This is a genomic window from Bacillus sp. FSL L8-0654, assembly GCF_038629965.1.
Classification (GTDB): Bacteria; Bacillota; Bacilli; order Bacillales; family Bacillaceae; genus Bacillus; species Bacillus safensis.
Map to the genome: position 1 here is coordinate 2,023,549 of NZ_CP152026.1, position 23,791 is coordinate 2,047,339.

The 23,791-nt window shown below is 41.2% G+C and carries 25 protein-coding genes; all 25 read right to left on the reverse strand.

Annotation, left to right across the window (positions count from 1 at the left end; genetic code table 11):
• Nucleotides 1-38: 38 nt before the first annotated feature.
• Nucleotides 39-1,310, reverse strand: a complete 1,272-nt coding sequence (locus MHH65_RS10215; RefSeq protein WP_024428100.1) for a tetratricopeptide repeat protein — start codon at nucleotides 1,308-1,310, stop codon at nucleotides 39-41.
• A 280-nt stretch (nucleotides 1,311-1,590) separates the two neighbouring features.
• The gene (gene aroA, locus MHH65_RS10220; RefSeq protein WP_024428099.1) at nucleotides 1,591-2,877 is read right to left on the reverse strand and encodes a 3-phosphoshikimate 1-carboxyvinyltransferase; all 1,287 of its coding nucleotides are present in this window, start codon (nucleotides 2,875-2,877) and stop codon (nucleotides 1,591-1,593) included.
• A 10-nt stretch (nucleotides 2,878-2,887) separates the two neighbouring features.
• Nucleotides 2,888-4,003: a prephenate dehydrogenase gene (locus MHH65_RS10225; protein WP_024422796.1), complete on the reverse strand. Its 1,116-nt coding sequence runs from the start codon at nucleotides 4,001-4,003 to the stop codon at nucleotides 2,888-2,890.
• Between the two features lie 114 nt (nucleotides 4,004-4,117).
• Nucleotides 4,118-5,215, reverse strand: coding sequence for a histidinol-phosphate transaminase (gene hisC, locus MHH65_RS10230; protein WP_098677471.1), 1,098 nt, complete (start codon nucleotides 5,213-5,215; stop codon nucleotides 4,118-4,120).
• 11 nt (nucleotides 5,216-5,226) lie between these two features.
• Complete coding sequence (gene trpA, locus MHH65_RS10235; protein WP_098677470.1) at nucleotides 5,227-6,030, reverse strand: tryptophan synthase subunit alpha; 804 nt, start codon at nucleotides 6,028-6,030, stop codon at nucleotides 5,227-5,229.
• Entirely contained in the window at nucleotides 6,027-7,226 is a 1,200-nt protein-coding gene (trpB, locus tag MHH65_RS10240; RefSeq protein ID WP_024422799.1) for a tryptophan synthase subunit beta, read from the reverse strand. The genes trpA and trpB overlap by 4 nt, the downstream gene beginning before the upstream one ends.
• The gene (locus tag MHH65_RS10245; protein ID WP_098677469.1) at nucleotides 7,207-7,875 is read right to left on the reverse strand and encodes a phosphoribosylanthranilate isomerase; all 669 of its coding nucleotides are present in this window, start codon (nucleotides 7,873-7,875) and stop codon (nucleotides 7,207-7,209) included. Before MHH65_RS10245 ends, trpB begins: the two co-directional genes overlap by 20 nt.
• Nucleotides 7,872-8,624, reverse strand: coding sequence for an indole-3-glycerol phosphate synthase TrpC (trpC, locus tag MHH65_RS10250; protein ID WP_098677468.1), 753 nt, complete (start codon nucleotides 8,622-8,624; stop codon nucleotides 7,872-7,874). The genes MHH65_RS10245 and trpC overlap by 4 nt, the downstream gene beginning before the upstream one ends.
• On the reverse strand, nucleotides 8,617-9,639 hold the full coding sequence (gene trpD, locus MHH65_RS10255; RefSeq protein ID WP_098677467.1) for an anthranilate phosphoribosyltransferase: 1,023 nt from the start codon (nucleotides 9,637-9,639) through the stop codon (nucleotides 8,617-8,619). The genes trpC and trpD overlap by 8 nt, the downstream gene beginning before the upstream one ends.
• Nucleotides 9,611-11,158, reverse strand: coding sequence for an anthranilate synthase component I (trpE, locus tag MHH65_RS10260; RefSeq protein WP_098677466.1), 1,548 nt, complete (start codon nucleotides 11,156-11,158; stop codon nucleotides 9,611-9,613). The genes trpD and trpE overlap by 29 nt, the downstream gene beginning before the upstream one ends.
• 231 nt (nucleotides 11,159-11,389) lie before the next feature.
• The gene (gene aroH / locus MHH65_RS10265) at nucleotides 11,390-11,773 is read right to left on the reverse strand and encodes a chorismate mutase (protein ID WP_024422804.1); all 384 of its coding nucleotides are present in this window, start codon (nucleotides 11,771-11,773) and stop codon (nucleotides 11,390-11,392) included.
• Entirely contained in the window at nucleotides 11,770-12,861 is a 1,092-nt protein-coding gene (aroB, locus tag MHH65_RS10270; RefSeq protein ID WP_087978026.1) for a 3-dehydroquinate synthase, read from the reverse strand. Before aroB ends, aroH begins: the two co-directional genes overlap by 4 nt.
• The gene (aroC, locus tag MHH65_RS10275) at nucleotides 12,861-14,033 is read right to left on the reverse strand and encodes a chorismate synthase (RefSeq protein WP_024422806.1); all 1,173 of its coding nucleotides are present in this window, start codon (nucleotides 14,031-14,033) and stop codon (nucleotides 12,861-12,863) included. Before aroC ends, aroB begins: the two co-directional genes overlap by 1 nt.
• Before the next feature lie 73 nt (nucleotides 14,034-14,106).
• Nucleotides 14,107-14,886, reverse strand: a complete 780-nt coding sequence (locus MHH65_RS10280; RefSeq protein ID WP_024428089.1) for a protein-glutamate O-methyltransferase CheR — start codon at nucleotides 14,884-14,886, stop codon at nucleotides 14,107-14,109.
• 145 nt (nucleotides 14,887-15,031) lie between these two features.
• Nucleotides 15,032-15,478: a nucleoside-diphosphate kinase gene (gene ndk, locus MHH65_RS10285; protein ID WP_024422808.1), complete on the reverse strand. Its 447-nt coding sequence runs from the start codon at nucleotides 15,476-15,478 to the stop codon at nucleotides 15,032-15,034.
• Between the two features lie 129 nt (nucleotides 15,479-15,607).
• Complete coding sequence (hepT, locus tag MHH65_RS10290) at nucleotides 15,608-16,570, reverse strand: heptaprenyl diphosphate synthase component II (protein WP_024422809.1); 963 nt, start codon at nucleotides 16,568-16,570, stop codon at nucleotides 15,608-15,610.
• A gap of 24 nt (nucleotides 16,571-16,594) precedes the next feature.
• Complete coding sequence (locus MHH65_RS10295) at nucleotides 16,595-17,299, reverse strand: demethylmenaquinone methyltransferase (RefSeq protein WP_024422810.1); 705 nt, start codon at nucleotides 17,297-17,299, stop codon at nucleotides 16,595-16,597.
• Nucleotides 17,300-17,302: 3 nt separating this feature from the next.
• A complete protein-coding gene (locus MHH65_RS10300; protein ID WP_061109295.1) occupies nucleotides 17,303-18,070 on the reverse strand; it encodes a heptaprenyl diphosphate synthase component 1 in 768 nt (255 codons plus the stop codon).
• Nucleotides 18,071-18,184: 114 nt separating this feature from the next.
• Complete coding sequence (gene mtrB / locus MHH65_RS10305; protein ID WP_008344541.1) at nucleotides 18,185-18,415, reverse strand: trp RNA-binding attenuation protein MtrB; 231 nt, start codon at nucleotides 18,413-18,415, stop codon at nucleotides 18,185-18,187.
• Nucleotides 18,416-18,439: 24 nt separating this feature from the next.
• On the reverse strand, nucleotides 18,440-19,009 hold the full coding sequence (gene folE / locus MHH65_RS10310) for a GTP cyclohydrolase I FolE (RefSeq protein WP_003215789.1): 570 nt from the start codon (nucleotides 19,007-19,009) through the stop codon (nucleotides 18,440-18,442).
• A gap of 190 nt (nucleotides 19,010-19,199) precedes the next feature.
• Nucleotides 19,200-19,478, reverse strand: a complete 279-nt coding sequence (gene hbs / locus MHH65_RS10315; protein ID WP_003215863.1) for a non-specific DNA-binding protein Hbs — start codon at nucleotides 19,476-19,478, stop codon at nucleotides 19,200-19,202.
• Nucleotides 19,479-19,852: 374 nt separating this feature from the next.
• The gene (gene spoIVA / locus MHH65_RS10320; RefSeq protein ID WP_008344534.1) at nucleotides 19,853-21,331 is read right to left on the reverse strand and encodes a stage IV sporulation protein A; all 1,479 of its coding nucleotides are present in this window, start codon (nucleotides 21,329-21,331) and stop codon (nucleotides 19,853-19,855) included.
• A gap of 204 nt (nucleotides 21,332-21,535) precedes the next feature.
• The gene (locus MHH65_RS10325) at nucleotides 21,536-22,261 is read right to left on the reverse strand and encodes a hypothetical protein (protein WP_098677465.1); all 726 of its coding nucleotides are present in this window, start codon (nucleotides 22,259-22,261) and stop codon (nucleotides 21,536-21,538) included.
• A gap of 18 nt (nucleotides 22,262-22,279) precedes the next feature.
• Complete coding sequence (locus MHH65_RS10330; RefSeq protein ID WP_024422813.1) at nucleotides 22,280-22,483, reverse strand: DUF2768 domain-containing protein; 204 nt, start codon at nucleotides 22,481-22,483, stop codon at nucleotides 22,280-22,282.
• Nucleotides 22,484-22,749: 266 nt separating this feature from the next.
• Entirely contained in the window at nucleotides 22,750-23,787 is a 1,038-nt protein-coding gene (locus MHH65_RS10335) for an NAD(P)H-dependent glycerol-3-phosphate dehydrogenase (RefSeq protein ID WP_041109636.1), read from the reverse strand.
• Nucleotides 23,788-23,791: the final 4 nt, after the last annotated feature.

Sequence of the window (23,791 nt, forward strand, 5' to 3'; positions counted from 1 at the left end):
ATGAATTATTCAACAAACCAGTTCTTCATTCCTGCAAACTATAAGGAAATTTCGTCTTCAATTCTTAAAATCGTTTCTTCAATTTCTTCATTCGTGCCATCTTTCTCTAGAACTTTGCGTAATAACGGCAATGCTTCTTTTTGTCTGCCCTCTTCTAAAAGGAACGAAGCGTATTCATATAAGAAGTCACGCTCCTCATCAAAATCAGGCAGGGCAAGCTTGAAATACTCGGCAGCTTCTTTGTATTCTTCTCGCCCGACAGAAGCAGATGCAGCATACCAATTCCATTTTGGATCATCTTCCCCAAAGCTTTTAACCTCTTTAATAACATCCAGAATTTCATCAAACAACTCTTCATTTAAATAGATCGCCAGCAATGTTTGAACTGCTTCAATATAACCCGGATCGAGAGCAAGTGCTTCTTGAAGCAGTTTTTTCGCATCTTCTGAATCCCCATTTTTCAAATCAATCTTGGCACCATATAAATATAATTCTTTGTTATACTCATCAACTTTAATACCCTCTTTTACTACTTCTAAAGCCTCGTGATATAGTCCTTCTTCCTCATAACTTTTCGCTAAAGGCATATAAAGTGACGAATAGGACGGATCAATATCTTTCAGTTCTGTAAGCTGCTGAATGGCTGTTTTCGTTCTGCCAGCCCTCATTGCTGTAAATCCGTAGCCAAAAAGAGTATTTGGGTCTGCTTGATCTTTTACTGCCTTTTCGTACCATTCAAGTGCATCCTCAAATTCTCCAGCTGTGCTGAGCGATTCAGCGAGCCGCTGATACACATTGACACCGCCAACCTCATGCTGCTGATCTGCCACTTTGTAGAAATAATCGGCCGCTTTTTTTGAAAGGCCTTGAGAAAAATACAACTCACCTAATGCAAAATCGATGATGGCTTCATTCGGAAGTAGTTCTTTCGCTTTTAAAAGCTTTTGTTCACTGACTTCAAATAGTCCTTGCATTTGATACAAATCTGCCATTAACAATAAACTCTCTGGGTACGCATCATCATCTTCAGGAATCGTTTCTAATACTGAAATCGCCTTCTCTTCTTCATCAGAGTCAATCAACAGCTCTGCATAAAAACATGTTAAACCTGTTTCCTCTGGATATAAATCATGTAAATCACTGATGAGATTCCGTGCTTTATCGATATCTCCCCAATCATAATATAATTGAGCCGCTTGCGCCTTTTCTTCATCATGCAAATGCTTCTCTGCTTGAGCAAGTGTTTGGAGTCCTTTTTCAGTCTCACCCGCCTCAACTAATTTTATGGCTTCTTGTAATGAACTATTCAAATCAAACCGTTCCTTTCTGTTTCCAAAAACCTAAACTATTGTTACTTCATATCATAATCGACAGGTACACATCCAGCAAATATGTTGCTCTTTTAAAATGAACCCATTTTTGTGTTTTAAAGACTGTTTTTCATTTCATCCTATACGAAACTGATGATTTGTAAACTGCAGACACTATTTTTATCGGACAAAATGTTTTTTTTCAAGGTTTCACCTTGAGACAAGCTATGCTATATTTCTGACAAATATGCCAAAGGAAAGAAAAAGCCTGAGGACCTCCTCAGACTGTTTTCGTTAAATATTCAATGTGTTCAAAGAAATTCGGGTATGAGACACGAACAGCATCTGTATCTTCAATCTCAATTGCTTGCTTTGTCACACATGCGGCAATTCCCAGCATCATACCGATACGGTGATCTCCGTAGCTTGAGACGACTGCGCCGCCTTGAAGCGTAGTTTTACCATGAATCTTCATACCATCATCTGTTGCTTCAATATCAGCACCGAGTTTTTTAAGTTCTGATACGACTGTATCAATTCGATTGGTTTCTTTAACTTTTAACTCAGCAGCATCTTTAATGATCGTTGTTCCTTCTGCTTGGGTCGCAAGAAGCGCAATAATCGGAATTTCATCGATGAGTCTTGAAATCATGTCACCAGAAATTTCAATCCCTTTTAATGATGAAGTAGAAATCGTTAAATCACCATACGGTTCTCCGCCTTTGGCATCTACTTCATTGATCTCAAGGTTTGCACCCATAAGTTTCAGCACATCAATAATACCTGTTCTTGTTTTGTTTAGTCCGACATTTTTTAAGACAATCCGGCTGTTAGGAACGATTGATCCAGCTACAAGGAAAAATGCAGCTGAAGAGATGTCTCCAGGAACAAATATATCTGTTGCTGTTAATGTCTGGCCGCCTTCAATGGAAACACTTTGTTCATCTTCATCTAGTTTTACACCAAACATAGAGAGCATTCTTTCTGTATGATCTCTTGATTTATGTGGTTCAGTTAATGTTGTTGTACCCTCTGCTTGCAGCCCAGCTAAAAGGACAGCCGACTTAATTTGTGCACTTGCCACCGGAGACTCATAAGAGATGCCTTTTAAATGACCGCCACGAATAGACAGTGGTGTATACTCGCCATTTGCTCTGCCGTCTATTTTGGCTCCTAGTTGTTTCAGCGGACCCGTCACACGTTTCATTGGTCTTTTGGCAATACTCTCATCACCAATTAGTGTACTGTGAAACTCACAACCAGCTAATATTCCCATCATTAATCGAATGGTTGTACCAGAATTGCCAACATCGAGAATGTCAGACGGCTCCTTGAGCTCTTTCAGTCCTTTACCATGAATGACAACATCTGTCCCTTTTTGTTCAATTTCAACGCCCATCTTTCTAAAGCAATCAATCGTACTTAAACAGTCAGCTCCAGGAAGAAAGTTTTTCACTACTGTGGTCCCTTCAGCAATTGCACCAAACATCACTGATCTATGTGAAATAGATTTATCACCTGGGATATGAATTTCTCCATTCATAGGAGCATTTTTATGAATTTTCATGTTTGTCACCTCAGTCAGCATAAAATGTATCGTAATTCGCTCTATTTTTTATACAGATTTCTGCACGCTTGCGGTCGTCGTCTGTTTGAAAACTAATGCGTAAAATCCCATTAATGTCTTCCCGCGTCTCAATAATACGGATATTTGTAATACTAATATTTTCACTTGCTAGATGCCCTGTAATCTCCGATATGACCCCAGGGTGATCCGGAACATCGACATACAGATCATAAAAAGCAGGAATGGCTCCTTTTTTCCTTAGAGGCAGTCCATCACGATATTCCTTTGCATCTTGAAAATAAGAGAACAATCCTTCAGCATCTTCTTGCTCTACGAAGGTTTCAATGCGGTTAATCTCTTTTTTCCATTCATGAAAACGGTCTAAAATCTTGTGTTTATTGTGCAGCAGGATATCCCTCCACATTGCAGGATTGCTTGAAGCAATTCGTGTGATATCACGAAAGCCTCCAGCAGCAAACCGTTTAACAAGTGGGAATTGTTCTTCAAAATGATGTGCTTGATGCACAAGACTGGCTGCAACAATATGAGGAAAATGGCTAATTACACTTGTCACAGCATCATGTTCTTCTGGTGTCATCTCGATGAAATGAGCATTTGTCCCCTTTAACAAATCCATCAACCGATCAACAGCTTGGCGGTTTGTTTCCTTTGCAGGCGTTAAAATGTAGAACGCATTTTCAAATAAGAAGTCTTTTGCTGCAATAACACCTGACTTATGAGAGCCTGCCATTGGATGTCCACCAATAAATTGGTACTGCTCAGGCAGCGCTTTTTCAGCAAAATGGACGACCTTTTGCTTTGTGCTGCCGACATCAGTGATTGTGAGCTCTCTTTCAATTCCAGAGTCTGCAATATCACTAAGCATCTTTACTGTTTGCTGGACAGGTGTTGCCAAAATAATGGTCGAAGATTCTTCTAAACCAGCCAGAAACGAATCAGCTGTTGCATCAATAATTCCCAGCTTTGTTGCAGCAACCATTTGCTCTTTGGAAACATCAAATCCTACAATTTTTTTATGAGGATACTCTTTTTTAATCGAGAGTGCAATGGATCCCCCAATTAAACCGAGTCCAGCGATTAATATTGTTTCGTTTGCATCATTCATATTCATCACCTGATTTTTCGCGAAAATTAAACAACCTATTTCAACAGCTTATATGTATTGAGGTTGGTACAATGAAAGCCATATCCTGCCTTAGGATATGACTTTATGGTTATGCTACGCACGAATGCCTTGCAGTAAATCGGCAAGTGTACTTAGAATGTCTTCATTTTGCTCTTTTGTTCCGACGGTAATACGTAAAGAAGTCGGAAAACCAAGTGCTTTACCGGAACGAACAATGTAACCTTTTTTCAATAATGCATTGAACAATTCATCTGCATCTCTTTTAAAATCAATCAGCACAAAGTTTGTTTGAGATGGATAGATATATAGTCCAAAACGGTCTGCAAAATCTTGATATTGCTTGAGACCTGCTTCGTTTTTTTGTCTGCATGATTGTATGAAAGCTTGATCTTTGATCGCTGCACGAGCAGCTGCCTGAGCGATACGGCTGGTATTAAACGGCTCTCTCGCTGGTTCAATGGCAGTAATCAGCTCTTCTGATGCAATTCCGTAGCCTACGCGAAGCGCTGCAAGTCCATATGCTTTAGAAAACGTTCGAAGGACAATGACATTTTGATAATTGTGTAATAAAGATAAACTGTTTGGAAAATCTTCTGCACGAACGTATTCAAAATACGCTTCATCTAGAACAACAAGCACGTGAGCTGGCACTTCGTCTAAAAACGCCACAATCTCAGATTCTGACAAATGATTTCCTGTCGGGTTATTTGGATTACATACCCAGACAACCTTCGTGTTTTCATCGATCGCATCCAGCATGCCCTTCAGATCGTGAGCTCCTCCTTCTAAAAGAGGCACTTCTCGAATTTCAGCACGTTCAATCACTGCATTGTGACGGTATTGCGGAAAAGATGGGGATGGGATGACGGTATTTGTATGTTGGTCAAGGAAAGCTCTCGCAATAATTTGCACAAGTTCATCTGAGCCGTTCCCGAAAATTAATTGTTTTTCACTTACTTGAAGAAACTCAGCAAGCTCCGTTCTTAAACTTGCGCTGTACCCATCAGGATAAATCGCTAAATGTTCGAGCTCAGCTTGTATTGCCTCTCTTGCATGTACAGAACATCCAAAAGGGTTTTCATTTGAAGCCAATTTCACAATTTTGTCTAATTGATATTCTTTTTTGACCTCTTCAATTGGTTTCCCAGGTTGATACGGTTTTAGCTGTTTTAATTGATCTTTGATTTGCAAAATGTTTCACCTCATTTGAATGAATAGAGGGGACTAAATGTTTTTGCATATGTTTCAAATTCTCTTAAAGCCTCTTGACGTGTATCACTTGCCAGCAATTGTTCATGAAGCTCTTCAATTTTTTTCACAAGTGCACTTCCGACAACAACACCGTCACTCAGTTTATTCATTGAGTCTACCTGCTCTCTTGTTGAGATGCCAAAACCGACCGCAACCGGTATGTGACTCAGCTGTTTCACTTGTTGAATAAAATCTGTAATTGACGCGTCAAAGGATTGTCTGACACCTGTTACACCAAGAGATGAAACACAATACACAAAACCTTCTGCCTGCTCTACAATGTTTACTAATCGTTCCTTGCTTGTTGGTGCAACGAGTGAAATATATGAAATGTCATGTGTTTGACAGTTCTTTTGCAGCTCGCTGCTCTCTTCAAACGGCAAGTCGGGTGTTAAGAGTCCCGAAATATGATTTTTGCGCAGTAAAGCGAAAAAGTATTCTGTGTCTAATTGTAACACAGGATTATAATACGTAAATAGAATTACAGGAATTTTTACACCGTTTTTTTTCATCTTCCCTGCTAATTCTATCGCTTTTACGATATTCATGCCATGATTTAGAGCTCTTTTGGAGGCTCTTTGAATGACAGGACCGTCTGCTAATGGATCGGAATAAGGAACACCGAGTTCAATCGCATGTGCACCGGCAGCTTGAAGGGAGATAGCTAAATCAATCGTGATGTCTTCTGACGGATCTCCAGCTGTGATAAATGGGATAAATAATTTTTCGCCTTGCTCTAATTGAAATCTAATCATTTTGTTTTCCCCTCACTTTCGAGCACGTTCATTAATGTATGCACATCCTTATCGCCTCTTCCTGACAGGCAGACAAGGACGATTTCGTCTTCATCCATCGTCTTGCTTACCTCAAACGCTTTGGCTAGCGCATGTGCAGATTCAATTGCTGGCAGAATTCCTTCTTTTTCAGTCAGCAGCTTTAGTGCATCTAGTGCTTCTTGATCTGTCGCACTCACATATTGAACCCGCCCGCTCGCATGTAAATATGCGTGTTCTGGTCCAATTCCCGGATAATCTAAACCAGCGGAAATAGAATATGGCTCAATAATTTGGCCAAATTCATCTTGAATTAAATATGTCAAAGACCCGTGGATCACACCTTTGGTTCCTTTCGTGATGGTTGCAGCATGGAGCGGCGTATCGATTCCTTTTCCAGCTGCCTCTACACCAATGATATCTACTTCTTCATCTAAAAATGCCCGGTACATTCCAATGGCATTACTTCCACCGCCAACACAGGCAATGACTTTATGAGGAAGCCTTCCTTCTTTTTCAAGCAGCTGCTCTTTTGCTTCATCACCAATCATGCGCTGGAACTCGCTGACGATTTGAGGATACGGATGAGGGCCTACAACGGAGCCAATCATATAAAAATGATCACTGCAGTGCTGAACCCAATAGCGGATGGCTTCGTTGGTTGCATCTTTTAGTGTGCCATTTCCGCTTGTGACAGGTATGACTTCAGCGCCCAGCAGTTTCATTCGAAAGACATTGAGTGATTGTCTTTCCACATCTTCTTTTCCCATAAATACCGTGCAGGATAACCCGAACTTTGCGGCCACCGTTGCAGCAGCTACTCCGTGCTGGCCCGCGCCTGTTTCTGCGATGATGTTTGATTTCCCCATTTTTTTCGCAAGCAGGGCCTGACCAAGCGCATTGTTAATTTTATGAGCACCCGTGTGGTTTAAATCTTCTCTTTTTAAATAGATTTTTGCCCCGCCGAGGTATGCTGATAATTGGTCAGCATATGTAAGCGCAGTTGGTCTGCCTGAATAGTTTCGAAGTAGTGATACATATTCTGCTTGAAAAGCAGGGTCTTCTTTTAATTCACGAAATGCCTGCTCGATTTCTGCAAGTGGCTGCATGAGCGTTTCCGGGACAAATTTCCCTCCGAATTCTCCGTATCTGCCAATCTCATTTGGATATGCGTACATCATTTAACATCCTTTCTTCGAGCGCTTTGATCTTAGCGCTGCTTTTCTTTCCGTTTTCTTCTATTCCGCTTGAAAGATCGATCGCTTCTGGACCATAGGCAAGGAGCTCTGCTATCGTTTCTGGTGTGATGCCGCCTGCAATTATGCAAGTTTTCTCCAGCCGTTTTGCATGCTGAACGTATGCAGGCACCGCCTCCCAAGCAAAAGCTGTTCCAGATCCGCCTCTCATCCCTTTTACTTTCGCATCAATAAGGAAGCCATCGACAACAGGTGCAAATGCCGTCATTTTTTCAAGCGTGTTTGTGATATTGGATACGTGGTGGAACACTTTCCAAACGTCAGCCCCTGTTTGTTGTTTGATTTCTTTAGCGTCATCCTGCGTTTCATCTCCATGAAGCTGTACGATATCTAAAGGTATATGTTTTGTGATCTCACACACTTTTTCGATCTTTTCATTTACAAATACACCGGCAATTTTTTTCTCACACTTTGTTTGGATGAGCCATTGTTTCACTTGATCTGGCTGGACTTGTCTTTTACTTGGAGCAAAAATAAATCCAATGGCATCTGCGTGAGATTGCGCAATACATTCCACATCATCTTGTGATACTGCCCCGCAATATTTTACATAAGGCTTCATCCTGTTCATTCTCCAAACAATGTCTGAACAGCTTTTTCTTGTGATTGTTCTCTCATTAATGATTCTCCTACAAGAACTGCACCCGCTCCATGTTTCTTCACAAAGGTCAGATCATCAAATGTTTGAATACCGCTCTCACTCACTAGTAAAACATCTTTTGGAACAAGGGGTGCGATCTCTTTTGTTTGTTCGACTGTTGTTATAAATGTATTTAAATTCCGGTTGTTCACTCCAATGATTTCAGGAGTGAACAACTTTAAAATATTTTCCAGTGTATCTGCTGCATGTACTTCGACAAGGACATCAAGGCCTTTCTCTTTCGCTTCAGCATAGAGCTCTTGCAGCTTTTGCGGCTCAAGTACTTCTCCAATTAATAAAATGGCATCTGCCCCTATACGTCTTGACTCTTCTACCTGTATGGAGTCAATGATGAAATCTTTTCTTAAAATTGGACGATCTACGTGTTTTTTAATGAGAGATAAGTATTCGTTTTTCCCTTGAAAGAACGGTTCATCCGTTAAAACAGATAAGCAATCAGCGTTTGATTTTTCGTAAGCTTTTGCTGTTTGTAAAGGATCAAAATTCGGTTGAATGATTCCTTTGGAAGGAGACGCTTTTTTCACCTCCGCAATGAGACCAATTGAGCGATGAGGATTCATGAGTGCTTCTTTAAATGATCGTCTTTCAAAGTGTCCATCTACTGGTAACTGCAATGTTTGAATATGTTCTTTTTTGCGGGCAATGATTTGATTAAGCATAAATCTCTTCCTCTCTCGTTTTTTGTTTTAATCGAGCCAATTGTTCTTTGGCTGCGCCGTTTTTAATCGTTTCAATCGCTTTTAATGTCCCGGCCATGAGGCTTTCTGATTTCCCTGCGACATATAAAGCCGCTCCAGCATTCAGGGCTGTAATATGAAGCGGCGCCCCTTCTGTTTGATGATTCAATATATTCTGAATCAATTTGGCGCTCTCTTCCGGTGATTGGACCTGAATATCTGATAAAGATCCTTTTTGCAGCCCAAAGTCTTCGGGATTGAGTGTATATTCTGTCATGACATCTTTTTTGAGTTCAATCACATATGAATTTGCTGTAATCGTTAATTCATCCAGTCCATCTTCTCCGCAAACAAACAGCACATGTTCTGGCTCTAACGGTGCAAGGGCTTCTGCCATTAATTTTGCCTTTTCCTTTGAGTAGACACCGATGATTTGCTTTTTGGCTTGCATTGGGTGGCAAAGCGGGCCTAAGAGATTAAATACCGTCCGGAAGCCGAGCTGCTTGCGGACTGCGGCTACTTGTTTCATAGATGAATGATACAATGGTGCAAATAAAAAGCCCATGTTTTTCTCTTGTATTTGTCTTCTTGTTTCTTCTGGTGTGGATTGAATATGAATCCCAAGACACTCTAGTACATCGGCACTCCCGCTTTTAGAAGAAACTGATCGATTTCCGTGTTTGGCGATTTTGGCTCCAGCAGCGGAAGCGACAATGGCAGCGGCAGTTGATATATTAAAGGTGGAGAGTCCATCGCCTCCTGTGCCGCAAGTATCTACAACATCAAGCGCTCGTTCCATTGGTGCTGCATTTTGCCTCATGGCTTTCACAAAACCTGTCATTTCTTCAGCGGTTTCTCCTCTATGCGCTAAAATCGAGAGACTTGCAGCGACTTCAGCATCTGTTAAAAAGCCGCCCATCATATCATGCATGAGTTTATTTGCTTCATTTTCTGATAGAAAGCCTCCATTAACAAGAGCTGATAGTCGGTGATTCATCCTGCACACTCTCCTTTTCTGAGAAAATATGTTCCGCAAGCTGAATGGCTTTCAGAAGTGCTCCTGCCTTATTACAAGTCTCTTCCCATTCATTTTCCGGGACAGAATCAGCCACAATGCCGGCGCCTGCTTGTATAGAAGCGGTATGATTTTTGACGCTCATCGTACGAATCGTAATACAGGAGTCGATATTGCCGTCGAATCCAATATAAGCAATACAGCCGCCATACGTTTCCCTTGGCTCAGGCTCCATTTCATTTAATAATTGCATCGCTCTTATTTTCGGGGCACCTGTTAATGTGCCTGCTGGGAATGCGGACATGAGCGCATCAACTGGATGTGTATCCCGCTTTAGCTTTCCTGTCACAATGGAGATGATGTGCATGACATGAGAGAAGTTCACTACTTTTGTAAAGGTTGGTACGGACACACTGCCGTATTCTGCCACACGGCCTACATCATTTCTGGCAAGATCCACTAACATGTAATGCTCGGCTTTTTCCTTTTCATCTTCAAGCAGCTCTCTTGCTAGTTCAGCATCCTCTTCTCTTGTTGTTCCTCGTTTTCTAGTGCCAGCAATAGGATGAATTTCTAAATGCCCATTTTTGGCATGGATTAATCGTTCTGGTGAGCTACCGACTAAATCACGATCTTTTAATTTCATAAAATACATATAAGGAGATGGATTCACAATCCGAAGCACGCGGTATAACTCAAATGAACTCACTGATACAGGGATATCAAATCGCTGCGAGAGTACGCCTTGAAAAATGTCACCCGCTCGAATGTATTCTTTGATTTTTTCTACGTCTTTTAAAAATTGCGCTTTTTCATAGGTTGACGTCACATGTTCAAAGGATGGCGGCTCATTCATATTCCCTGATAAAATCAGTTCTTTCATATCAACCTTTGAATGGAGCTTGTGAATCATCTGTTCAAGCTGCTTTTGTTTTTCTTTGTAGGCGCGTATTTTTTCGTCTTCTGTTTCATGTCCGGTTAGCTGCGTGTACTGGATAAAATGAACATGATTGGTTTCATGATCAAATGCAATCATCGTTTGGCAGACAAATAATGTACAATTTTCTGCCAGCGATGCGCTGCGGTGAGGCCTGACAGAAGGTTCAATGTTTGGGATCAGATCGTAGCTTAAGTACCCAACAGCCCCGCCTGTAAATGGGATATCAATATCTGGCGTTTTGATTTGATATTGCTTTTTCATCCAATCCAGCAGTTCTTTCAGCTCTTGCTTTTGCATGACTTCCTGCCCCGCAGCGTCACGTGCAACGTATTTGTTTTGGTCATCATGTAAGGTTAAAAACGGGTGCAATCCAATGAAGGAATATCTCGACCAGCTGGAAGACTCATCTTTGCTTTCTAGCAAATACACAATATCTTGTTTAAGTTTTTCAACAATTTGAATCGGTGAGAGCGTATCGACTGTAATGGTTTCAACAATTGGGATCGTTTTGTAGGACTCACTGTCCTTTAAAAATTGGGTCAGGTTTGATTGGGAATTCATAAGCACACTCCTTAAATGGGATTAAGGAGAATGAGGGGACATATAGAGGGTTTGTATGAGTATACGAAATAAGCCTAAAAGAGGGATGCTCTTTTAGGCAGTATGATTAAATAGAAGTATCGTATCTCTGCTCAACTCTACTCATCTCAACTACCCTAGTCTCATTCTCATCTTCTCTAAGCTTGCAATGCCGTTTACACCTGTGTGTAAACTTCGGCTGTTCATATCGTATTATAATTCCTTGTTTTTTGTCAACTGTAAATCAGGGCGAAGCGTCACAGCTTCTTCCAAGTATACATGCTGTATGTCTTCCTGCTTTGTATCCGTCTGGACAGTCATTAAGACACGAATACATTGCTTTAAACCGCCATCAATGTCCAGTTCCTGCATGCAAGTAACCGGTACATATGTCCATCCTTCAAACTGACGAAGTGCTTTTGCCGGAAAAACGGAGTGAATATCTTGTGTAGCTGAAATCAAGATCTGCACGACACGTTCTGGATCTACTTGGTTTCTTGAAATGATCGCTTCTAACAGCTGTTTCGTTTTGTTTAACACTTCTGTTTCTGTATCTTCTATTACAGTTGTAGCCCCACGTATCCCGCGAAACATCATAGACATCCCTCCTCCCGTTTCCATTCTTCGAGCCAGTAGTGCAGCTCATCTTTTGTGAAAGACTGCAAGGTGACGTCTCCAACCTGTTTTAATAAAACAAATTGAACACTGCCGCCCCTTGCCTTTTTATCTCCAATCATCCGGTCAACAAAAGTTTTTGTGGAAATATCTTGTGTGACTTGTACAGGGAACCCGAGCTCTTTCATCCACTCTTTTAGTTCCAAACGATTAAGGCTGAGTCCCAGCTGCTTTTCGCTCACATACAGCGCAAACTGCATGCCGATTGCAATGGCATCTCCGTGTGTGATGGCGCCATATCCATACTCTGCTTCAATGGCATGCCCGAGTGTATGGCCTAAATTCAAAAATGCACGCACACCTTGTTCTTTTTCATCTTCTTGAACGATAGACGCTTTGACTTGAATGCCTTGATACAGCATATGTGCCAGCTCGCTTTTTGATAAATCCGTCAAAGAACGAATGGCCATGAGTTCTGATAAAAATTCTTCACTTGAAATCAGTGCATGTTTGATGACTTCTGCAAAACCTGATCTTCGTTCAATTTGAGATAGTGTCTCAAGCATACTAGTATCATAGATCACAGCTTTCGGCTGATGAAACGCACCGATTAAATTTTTACCGAGCGGATGGTTGATCCCTGTTTTCCCGCCAACTGCACTATCATGTGCCAGCAGTGTGGTCGGCACTTGGATAAAATCAATGCCTCTCATATAAGTGGCAGCAGCAAAGCCAGCCAAATCTCCAATTACGCCGCCTCCCAGCGCAATGATGCAGGAGGAACGATCAAGCTGAAATTGAATGGCTTTCGTATGAATATGCTCAAATTCGGCAAAGGATTTTGACTGCTCTCCGCTCGGCACAACCACTTTGTTCACAGGCCACTTCTGCTGAAGTAAGCGAACCATCTCATCACCATAAATGGCATCAACAGCTGCATCTGTGACGATTAAAAGCTTCGTATAGGAATGCCCAGTGGAAGTTATCAAGTCGACGATATTGCGTTTAATCCCATCACCGATAAATACAGGATAAGTGGCTGAAGACGTCTTAACTTCCAGTGTTTTCATTAAAATTCCCTCTGAAGCTGGCGCATTTTCTCAACATTTTCTTTAATGCGGTCGATTTGGTCAAGGCCAAACTGCTCCACAACTGCATTGGCAATTTCCCATGCAACGACTGCTTCTGCAACAACACTTGCAGCAGGAACAGCACAGCTGTCAGATCGTTCAATACTTGCAGAGAAAGGTTCTTTTGTTTCAATGTCAACGCTTTGAAGCGGCTTATAAAGCGTTGGGATTGGTTTCATAACCCCTCTTACGACAATTGGCATACCCGTTGACATTCCGCCTTCAAGACCACCTAGGCGATTTGTTTTTCTCGTATAGCCCTTTTCTTCATCCCAGATGATTTCATCATGGACCTCACTGCCATTTTTAGAGGCTGCCTCGAAGCCAATACCGAATTCAACCCCTTTAAAAGCGTTGATACTAAGTACAGCGCCAGCAAGCTTGCTGTCCAATTTACGGTCGTAATGAACATAGCTGCCAACCCCAACCGGCATCCCTTCAACGATGACTTCAACAATTCCGCCAATTGAATCGCCGTTTTTCTTCGCTTCATCAATTGCATCCATCATTTTCTGACCTGCTTCACTGTCATAGCAGCGAACAGGTGATTCTTCTGTTACCTTCTGCAAATCTTCAATAGACTCATATGCTGTATGAGCTGCTTTCACTCCGCCAATTTCAAGAACGTGGCCAGCTACTTTAATCCCTAGATGCGCCAAGATTTGTTTGGCAACTGCGCCTGCTGCTACGCGAACAGTTGTCTCGCGGGCTGATGAGCGCTCTAATACGTTTCTCATATCACGGTGTCCATATTTGATCGCCCCATTTAAATCTGCATGTCCTGGTCTTGGACGGGAGATTTGACGCTTCATTTCACTTTCTTCTTCTTCCGTGATCGGCTCTGCCCCCATCACCTTTGTCCAATGCTTCCAGTCGTTGTTTTCAACAACAAGTGCGATTGGGGAACCTAATGTTCTCCCGTGGCGAACACCACTTAACACTTTCGCCTGGTCTTTTTCAATCTGCATTCTTCTTCCGCGGCCATGACCTTTTTGTCTTCTAGCCAATTCATAATTGATGTCATCCTGCTCTATGTAAAGTCCCGCTGGAACTCCTTCAATAATTGTGGTCAGTTGTGGACCATGTGATTCACCTGCTGTTAAGTACCTCATGACTCAATCTCCCTTCATCGCATTAACGCTTTTAAGTAAAAATATAATAACACACTTGCTACTAAAAAGTCAGCTACATACCCTTCTTTTGATAAAAGAAAGTATCAGCAGATGTCAGTCCAAACTTTTCTGGGTGAAAAATTTGCTCTGTAGAACCAACAAATAATACGCCATTTTGTTTTAAACTGCTGCTCATTTTTAAGTAAATTTCTTCTTTTGCCTCTTCAGTAAAGTAAATCAGTACATTTCGGCAGACGATGAGGTCAAGCTGTTTTTCATATGGATCTGCTAAAAGGTTGTGCTTCTTAAATTGAATATGCTTTCGAACCTCATCCTTCACAGTGTAAAATGAAGAATCTTCTTTTGTGAAATATTTTTGCTTGATATGATCTGGCACCTCTTGCAGAGAGCGTTCATGATATCTGCCTTTTTGAGCTGACTGCAGAACTTTATCATCAATATCAGTTGCAATAATTTGGAAGTCTTTCACAAGAGGATGACTTGACAGCAGCATGGAGAGTGTATATGGCTCCTCTCCTGTCGAACATGCTGCACTCCAAATCTTTAGGGTGCCGCCATTTTTCGAAAGCAGCGGCAGGATTTTTTGATCAAGTACTTCCCAGCGCTGATAGTTTCGGTAAAATTCTGACACATTTATCGTCATGCGGTCCATCGTCTCATCTAATAATGCTTTGTCCTTTTCAAGCGCGGCCGCGAATGCTTCAAAATCTTTATATCCTTTTTTATCATAAAGTGAGGTTAATCTACGTTTCATTTGTGCTTCTTTATATAAATTTAGATCAACCCCGGTTAGTTTTTTCCATTTTCCAACAAATACTTGATATGGATCCATCAATGTCCTCTCCTGTCTCATCTATCTTTGTCCTAGTATAGCTGTTTTTATCGAAAATTTGTATCTTCTCACGAGAAATTTCGTGTAGAAAGTTCAATATAAAAAAAGCCAAAGTGCTCATTAGATGAACACCTTGGCTTGAAACTTAATAAATCCAGCTTGAGATGGTTTGATCCCAGCTTGTGAGTTCTTCTTGTTTGAAGAATAAGTTAATTTCTCTTTCAGCACTTTCTGGTGAGTCTGACCCATGGATAATGTTTTTCCCAACAGTCAATCCATAGTCTCCTCTTATTGTGCCTGGAAGCGCTTCCTTTGGATTTGTTTTGCCGATAATCTGTCTTGTTACGTCTACTACCTGTTCACCTTGCCATACCATTGCAAATACAGGTCCTGACGTAATAAAGTCAACCAATTCCCCGAAAAACGGTTTTTCTTTATGCTCTCCGTAATGGGTTTCTGCTACTTCCTTTGGTATACTCATTAGTTTTGCACCAACAAGCTGAAGCCCCTTTTTTTCGAATCTTGACACAATGTCACCGATTAATTGTCTTTCCACACCATCAGGTTTGACCATAAGAAATGTTTTGTCCATATACGTTTTCCACCCCGTCGTTATGTATGTATAGGCTTACATTGTTACAAAGTGATCGTATCATTTTTTTTTATAATAATCAATTTTTGACAAAAAATTTCACAAAAAAACCAATCAACATCACGTTGATTAGAATTTTCGTTTCCCAATATATTTTGCAATGGAGGCGAGTGACGTTCTCGCTCGTCCTCGAGGAAGTTTGTCGAGCTGTTCAAAAGCTTTTTTCAAATACATTTCACTCACTCGAATCGAGCGGTCGATCGCATCTGTTTGTTTGAGGCTTTCAATGACAGGCTCCAGCTGCTTCTCCGTCGTTTCACTATTGATCAGCTTCAATTGACCTTCTAGTGTCGGATTTTTCAGTGCATATAAGACTGGGAGTGTGACATTCCCTTGTAAAAGGTCTCCTCCGACAGGCTTGCCCAGCTCTTCTTCAGTTGATGTGAAATCAAGGACATCATCAATGATTTGATAGGACATGCCGACATAGTATCCAAACCAATAGAGGGCTTTATGTGTTTTTTCATCTGTACCTGCTGCAATGGCGCCTAATTGACAGCTGCCTGCAATGAGCAAGGCTGTTTTTCGTTTGATTCTTCTTAAATATGTACGCAGGTTTTGATCCATATTATATTTATCTTTCACTTGCTCTATCTCACCAAGACAAAGCTCGACGACCATTTTTGACAAAATTTCATGTGCCATTGGGTGATTGATTTTTGTCATGTATTCAAGTGATCTCGCAAACATATAATCCCCTGTGTACATGGCAATTCTGTTATCCCATTTTGCCTTTATCGTTGGTTTGCCTCTTCTCAGCTCTGCATCATCAATAACATCATCGTGAACAAGTGATGCCATATGAATCAGCTCGAGGGCAACGGCAACATATTTAATTTTATTAATGTCATAGTCACCAAACATGCCTGAAAGGAGAACAAAAACGGGGCGGATTCGTTTTCCGCCCGCTTGCAGCAAATGAAGACCTGCTTCACTTAATAATGCATAATCAGAGCGAACTGTTTGTTCAAGCTCTTTTTCAATTATATCGATATCATGATTTAAAAAAGAGATCATTGCTTTTAATTTCATTATCTTCACCCAAATATCGTTTATTCAAAGCTTCTTTCCGATATGTGTTGCTGCTACACCGCCTGTAAATGGATGATACGAGACATCAGACAACCCCGCCTCTTCGAACAGAGCCGCCAGCTCTTTCATGCCAGGGAACGTTTTGGCTGATTCTTGAAGCCATGAATACTCCTGATAGCTTTTGGCAAACAATTTACCAAAGAGCGGCATAATGTATTTGAAATAGATGTAGTAGCCCTGTTTAAAGCCGATCATCTCAGGCTGTGAAGTCTCCAGACAGACAACCATTCCGCCAGGCTTCACTACTCTTGTCATTTCCTTGAGCACCGTTAAATAATCAGGAACGTTTCTAAGTCCAAAACCGATGGTGACATAATCAAATGAGTTGTCCTCAAAAGGGAGCTCCATCGCATTGCCATGAAGCAATTCAATTTGTTTGTAGCCCCCAGTCTTCACCTTCGTTTCTCCAACACTCAGCATGTTTTTACTGAAATCAAGGCCTTTGACCTCGCCTTTTTCTCCAACAGCATCTGCAAGCGCAATTGTCCAATCGGCTGTCCCGCAGCATACATCTAATGCTTTAGACCCTTTTTGCACATTCATAAGTTTCATTGTTTTATCGCGCCATTTTTTATGCTGTTTAAAGCTGATGACAGAGTTCATTTGATCATAGTTTTTATAAATTTTTTCAAATACACCGTGTACTCGCTGTTCTTTTGATTGCTGCATGACTTACCCTTCTTCCACTTTCTGATGGTACGCAGGCTCATTTTTCATATGATCCAAGCGATTTAATAGCTCTTTTTGAACGACCGGAGATGACACAAGATGCTCCTTGATCGGTCGTTTGGCCTTTTCATAGCCTTCATTCTCAAAATTATCAAAACATGAATAGGCGTCCGTATAACGATCGTTCAAAAAAAGTTTTAAATGTTTGTCATTTTCTGCTTGTTTCATGAAGCGTTTATAAACAAGAAAACGACTTGCAATCTCATTCCAATGCGTTAATTGAAAGTGCTCAGAAATCCTTTGGAAAAGCGCAGATTCAACTGTAGCTACACTTTTGTAAAAGTGCGCTGCATCTTGAATGGACCGGTCATACAGTCTAATTTTATGTTCATTGATCTCTTTGATCGCCGTAGCGAGCGTGCGGATCATATAAATGTCTTTCATGTCAGAGAGAAGAGAATAATAGAGACCGCTGAAATAGTCTCCTGCCAGGATGGTCAGCTGACGATTTTTGAATTCGTCTTGCTTGATGGCTGCAGCAGTTGTGACTTCGTCATGGGTATCAAGGGCAATTTGCACAAGCATCGCCGTTAAAATATAATTTTCTTTTTTCTCTGCATCAATTTGAGCTTCTTCAAACATTGCATGAAAAAGAAGGAGCTTATCTTCATCGATGAGTGGTGCGCGTAAATGCTTCGCCAAATAAGGATGAGAAAGCTTTTTATTTAATTTTATATTTAGATTAGATAAAATTCCGTAGATGTCTTGCAAAGATATCACCCTTGTCCCAAAAATTACAGTTTCATATGTAGACCTGCACATTGTATAGAGATTTATTATACCATATCAGCTCTCACTTTTATGCTATCAAGTGCTACAAGTTCTTTATTTCTTTGCTTCGCTTTGAATTTCGCCGAAGCTTGTTTGAATGACAGCATCGCCTCTTACTTTGATCGCTGACGTATGCTCAGTAAATTGTGCAATGATCACTTCACCTTTATCGAGTTTCTCGGAATGGTGAAATCTTGTATCAGAGCCTCTTGTCAGGCCGATGACGTTTACACCATTATCAATGGCTTTAATCACCACAAAATCAGATGCTTTATTTTCACTCATTTTGTTCACCTTCCATCTATTGAATTAGTCGTTTTTAATAAAGGAAAGCACTTCTGCTCTTGCGGCTGCATCATTTGCAAATGTGCCGCGGACTGCTGAGGTCACTGTTTTAGCGCCTGGCTTTTTCACTCCGCGCATCGTCATACACATATGCTCTGCTTCAACGACAATCATCACGCCATGCGGATTAAGTGTTTCCACCATACTATCTGCAATGGTTGATGTAATGCGTTCCTGAAGCTGCGGGCGTTTAGCCACGGCTTCTACAGCTCTTGCCAGCTTACTAAGTCCCGTTACTTTTCCTCCGCGCGGAATATAAGCGACATGGGCTTTCCCGTAGAAAGGCACAAGGTGGTGTTCACACATTGAATGGAAAGCAATATCTTTTACAAGGACGAGTTCTTCGTGGTCTTCGCCAAAAATGGTTTTAAAATGTTCTTTTGGATCTTCATTTAATCCCGAGAACACTTCTTCATACATTTTTGCGACTCGTTTTGGGGTATCAAGAAGTCCTTCACGATCCGGATCTTCTCCGATTGCTTTTAATATATCGCGTACTGCGTGTTCGATTAATTCTTTATTTATTTCACTCATGTATTATATCCTCCAAAGGCGATTACATTTCATTCAGATTCTAGCACACTTCAGATCCTAAAAGCAAAGGAGAGCGTTCTAAACGAACCTTTTGATTCAAAAGGAAAAGCCCCTTATGAAAGGGGCTTTTCTAGACCAGTGTGAAACTGTATATGTATAACTCCTTCAACAGGATCATTACACATAACGATTATTTACCTGCCACCGCGTCTTTAAGTGCTTTACCTGGTTTGAAAGCAGGTACTTTGCTTGCAGGGATTTCGATCTCTGCACCAGTTTGTGGGTTACGTCCTTTACGAGCTGAACGCTCACGTACTTCAAAGTTACCAAAACCAATAAGTTGGATTTTGTCACCATTTTTAAGTGCATCTAAAATTGTATCAAAAACAGAATCAACTGCTTTTGTCGCGTCTTTTTTAGATAACTCGCTTGCTTCAGCAACCGCGTTAATAAGTTCTGTCTTGTTCATGCCTTTCACCTCCTCCCAAAAATATGCATTCAGTAGATTGTTATCATTTCTTCACAATTCGTCTTCTTTCTATACCCTTTTTCAGAAAAAAAGAGCGTCTAGAAAGCGTTATACATGGCTTTTCATTAGAAAACGTCTCTTTGAAGGAATGTTTGTCCAACAAAGTGAAGATTTTCTGTAAGTAGATTAACACATATGAAATACCATATCAAGCATTTTAAAGGGAAGAATCCTTATTCGTCAAGGATTAAGGGCACTTTTGCGAACGAATATTCCTAATTTCAGCCTGAATCTGACTAATCTTTATACAATTGTCTTTTTATGACTCATTCTACACGCAAAAAAAAGACCCCATCAATGAGAGGTCTCACTTGCTATAAAATAATCGCGATCAAACCGCCTGATCCTTCGTTAATGATTCTTTCAAGCGTTTCCTTCAGCTTATATCTTGCGTTTTCCGGCATGAGAGACAGCTTCGCTTGAATGCCTTCTCTGACAAGGGAGCTGAGGGAGCGGCCAAATATATCTGAATTCCAGATCGAAAGCGGATCATCTTCAAAGTCTTGCATTAAGTAGCGGACGAGCTCTTCACTTTGTTTTTCTGTTCCGATAATCGGTGCAAATTCGCTCTCTACATCTACTTTGATCATATGAATAGATGGAGCGACCGCTTTTAATCTCACGCCGAATCTTGACCCCTGCCTAATAATTTCCGGCTCATCTAAACTCATATCTGATAGCGCTGGCGCTGCAATCCCGTAACCAGTCTGCTTCACCATTTTTAATGCGTCTGATACTTGATCATATTCTGTCTTAGCATGAGCAAAGTCTTGCATGAGCTCTAGAAGATGGTCTTTTCCTCTAATTTCTACACCAACCACTTCTTTTAAAATATGATCATATAGATCATCTGGCGCATACAGGTCAATCTCCGCAATCCCCTGACCCATTTCAATTCCTGCTAAACCCGCTCTTTCGATAAAATCAAATTCACTGAATTGACCAACGACACGGTCGACATCTCTTAATCTTTTAATATCCTTTACAGTTTCCTTTACTGAATCCTGATAGCTCTCTCTCAGCCAGTGATCTTCTTTTAGCACCATCACCCAGCTTGGCAGGTTCACATTCACCTCTAGAACTGGGAATTCATATAATGCTTCACGAAGAACGCTGAGTACGTCTTGCTCTCTCATACTTTCTACGCTCATGGCGAGTACTGGAATATCATACTTTTGGCTAAGTTCCTGCCGGAGCGCTTCTGTTTCAGGATGATATGGCCTCACAGAGTTAATGACCATAATAAATGGCTTTCCAACCTCTTTGAGTTCATCAATCACACGTTCTTCAGATTCAATATAATCATGTCTTGGAATTTCTCCAATGGAACCATCTGTTGTAATCACTACACCTATTGTTGAATGCTCTTGAATGACCTTGCGTGTACCAATTTCCGCTGCTTCATGAAACGGGATTGGCTCTTCATACCACGGCGTATTGATCATTCTTGGGCCATTTTCATCTTCATACCCGCGCGCACCAGGGACAGTGTATCCCACACAATCGACAAGCCTGATGTTGACATCAAGACCGTCACTCACGTGAATTGATGCTGCTTGATTCGGTACAAATTTAGGCTCTGTGGTCATAATGGTTTTTCCTGCTGCGCTTTGCGGCAATTCATCCTGTGCCCTTGCACGATCTGCCTCATTATTGATATTCGGGAGCACCACGAGCTCCATAAACTTTTTAATAAACGTAGATTTCCCTGTACGAACAGCGCCAACGACTCCTAAATATATATCGCCTCCTGTTCGTTCAGCGATATCCTTGAAAATATCGACTTTTTCCAAGTGATCCCCTCCCGGACTTGCTATCCTCGTTTTCAAATGAAATACTCTATTCTTCAATCAAACTGTGCTTGAAAGGTGTCTGGACAATATATGTGTATGACGTTGTCCTATTTGAATATGACACCTTTTTGTTTTGAGAGTAAGTTTAGCCATAAAAAAACCTTTCTCCTCATTTATATGCAGAGGAAAAAGGTTCATTCTTGTTTATGACGTCTTTTTTTCTAAAAAGGCAGGCTCACCTTTTTTGTTGATGGTATATGGGACAGAAAACGCGGGTACAAACGGGGTTTCCTGCCAATATACATCTTGAATGTTTTCACCTGGTTTCAGCTTTTGCTTCGTATTCTTCAAAATGTGAGCAAAATCACTGCGGTAGTCCACATAGATGTCACCGTTTGATGAAATCAGTAGTGGGAGGGAATTCCCTGTCACAGGACTTATCACCGCAGGCGGCGATTTTAATCCTAGTTTTTTTTCATTTAACGTATATAAATTGGCTGATACGACTTTGCCGTATGGCGGATATGTATGTTCATCTTGATACATCTTGATTCTAAGCCGTAATTCATTGATGGTCTGTGTCATTTTGACATCAAGCAGTTTCACAGTGGGTTTCTTTTCGACGTCTGTGAGGACATAAATATATTCGCCCCCGCCTTCATAAGATGTAGACGGTACATCGTGTAAATATCTTGGTGACAAGCGCTTAAAGTCGATGACATATTTCTGATAAACCGGCGTGTCTGCTTCTTTCGTTTCTATAGGCAAAAGACCATTTGTTGCTTTTTGAAATTCCTCAATCGCTGTCTGTACACTTTGCAGCTGCTCTTCGTATGGCACCCGGTTCTCAGCTTTGCGATTTTCTGGATACAGACATCCTGTTAATAAAATAAATGCTAACAGTGTGACACTGACTTTTGCTTTGATCATCATATTCTTCCTTTTTCTTTATTCATTGACCGGTCCGCTAAAGACAACTAAAAACACAATGATACCTGATATCAGCATCAAGCTGTATGCAACGGTCGAGGCCGTTATTTTAAGAAATTTGCTTTTCAGCTTAAACCTGCTGAGATAAATGGTTACTACGGCTAAAAACATGAGCCCCATTGAACCAAGCGCAAACCACATCTTGATTAAAGCAAAACTCATCGTGCCTGTCCCCCTTCAAAACGAACGAATTGTAAGCGTTTATATTTCATTTTAAACCAAAAATAAGGTAAATATCAATCATTTTTCCAATCATTCAGAAAAAAGCGCATAAAAAAACTGAAGCAAAGAGGGGGACTCTGCTTCAGTCATTGGATCGACTATTTTCCTCATTCTGTAGAGGCAAAGCTCTATTCAAACTTCATTGCTATGTTATGCAAGTCTTCCCCTTCTTGCATCCTCTACATGCCTAAGTTCAGTCTTTCCTTTTATTTTGTTTGGTTTTCAAACATGTTCACAAGGTCTTCCATCTCATGTGTTTTCACACGTGCCATCAATGATTCTACAGCATCGTCCACCTTTTTCCCTTCAAACAGGACGCCGTAAAGAGCCTCTGTAATCGGCATGCTGACCTTGTATTCTTTGGAGAGCTGATAAGCGCCTTTTGTTGTGCGGACGCCTTCGACAACCATGCCCATTTTTTCAAGCACTTCTTCGAGCTTATATCCTTTACCGAGTAAATTCCCGCAGCGCCAGTTACGCGAATGAACACTTGTACATGTCACAATCAAATCGCCAACGCCTGTTAATCCGGCAAATGTAAGGGGATTCCCTCCCATTTTTGTGCCAAGACGTGCGATTTCAGCGAGTCCTCTAGTGATAAGCGCCGCTTTTGCATTGTCTCCATATCCAAGTCCGTCTGTGATCCCAGCCGCTAGAGCAATGATATTTTTCAATGCGCCGCCAATTTCAACCCCAATCACATCAGGGTTTGTGTACACTCTAAAATGATTGTTCATGAACAAATCTTGAACAAATTGAGCTGCTTCAATGTTTTCTGATGAGACAGTGACAGTTGTCGGATGACGCAGACCTACTTCTTCTGCATGGCTCGGCCCTGATAGGACAACGACAGCCTCTCTTTTCTCAGATGGGACTTCTTGTTCAATCATTTGAGAAATTCTAAGAAGTGTATCTGGTTCAATTCCCTTACTGACATGGACAAATGGCACCTTCGATGAGATCAGCTCATTTGCCTGCTTCAATACCTCACGAATGGCCTTTGTTGGCACAGCGACAATAACCGCCTCTGTCCCCTCTAAAACCTGCTTCATATCGGTGGTCGCCTGAATAGACGCTGGCAGTTCGACATTTGGCAAGTAATCATGATTTTCATGTTTCTCATTGATTTGATCAATGAGCTCTTGTCTATGTCCCCACATGTGTACATCATGATGATTATCAGCTAATACAAGCGCAAGAGCTGTTCCCCAGCTGCCTGCTCCAAGTACTGAAATTTTCTTCATCCTG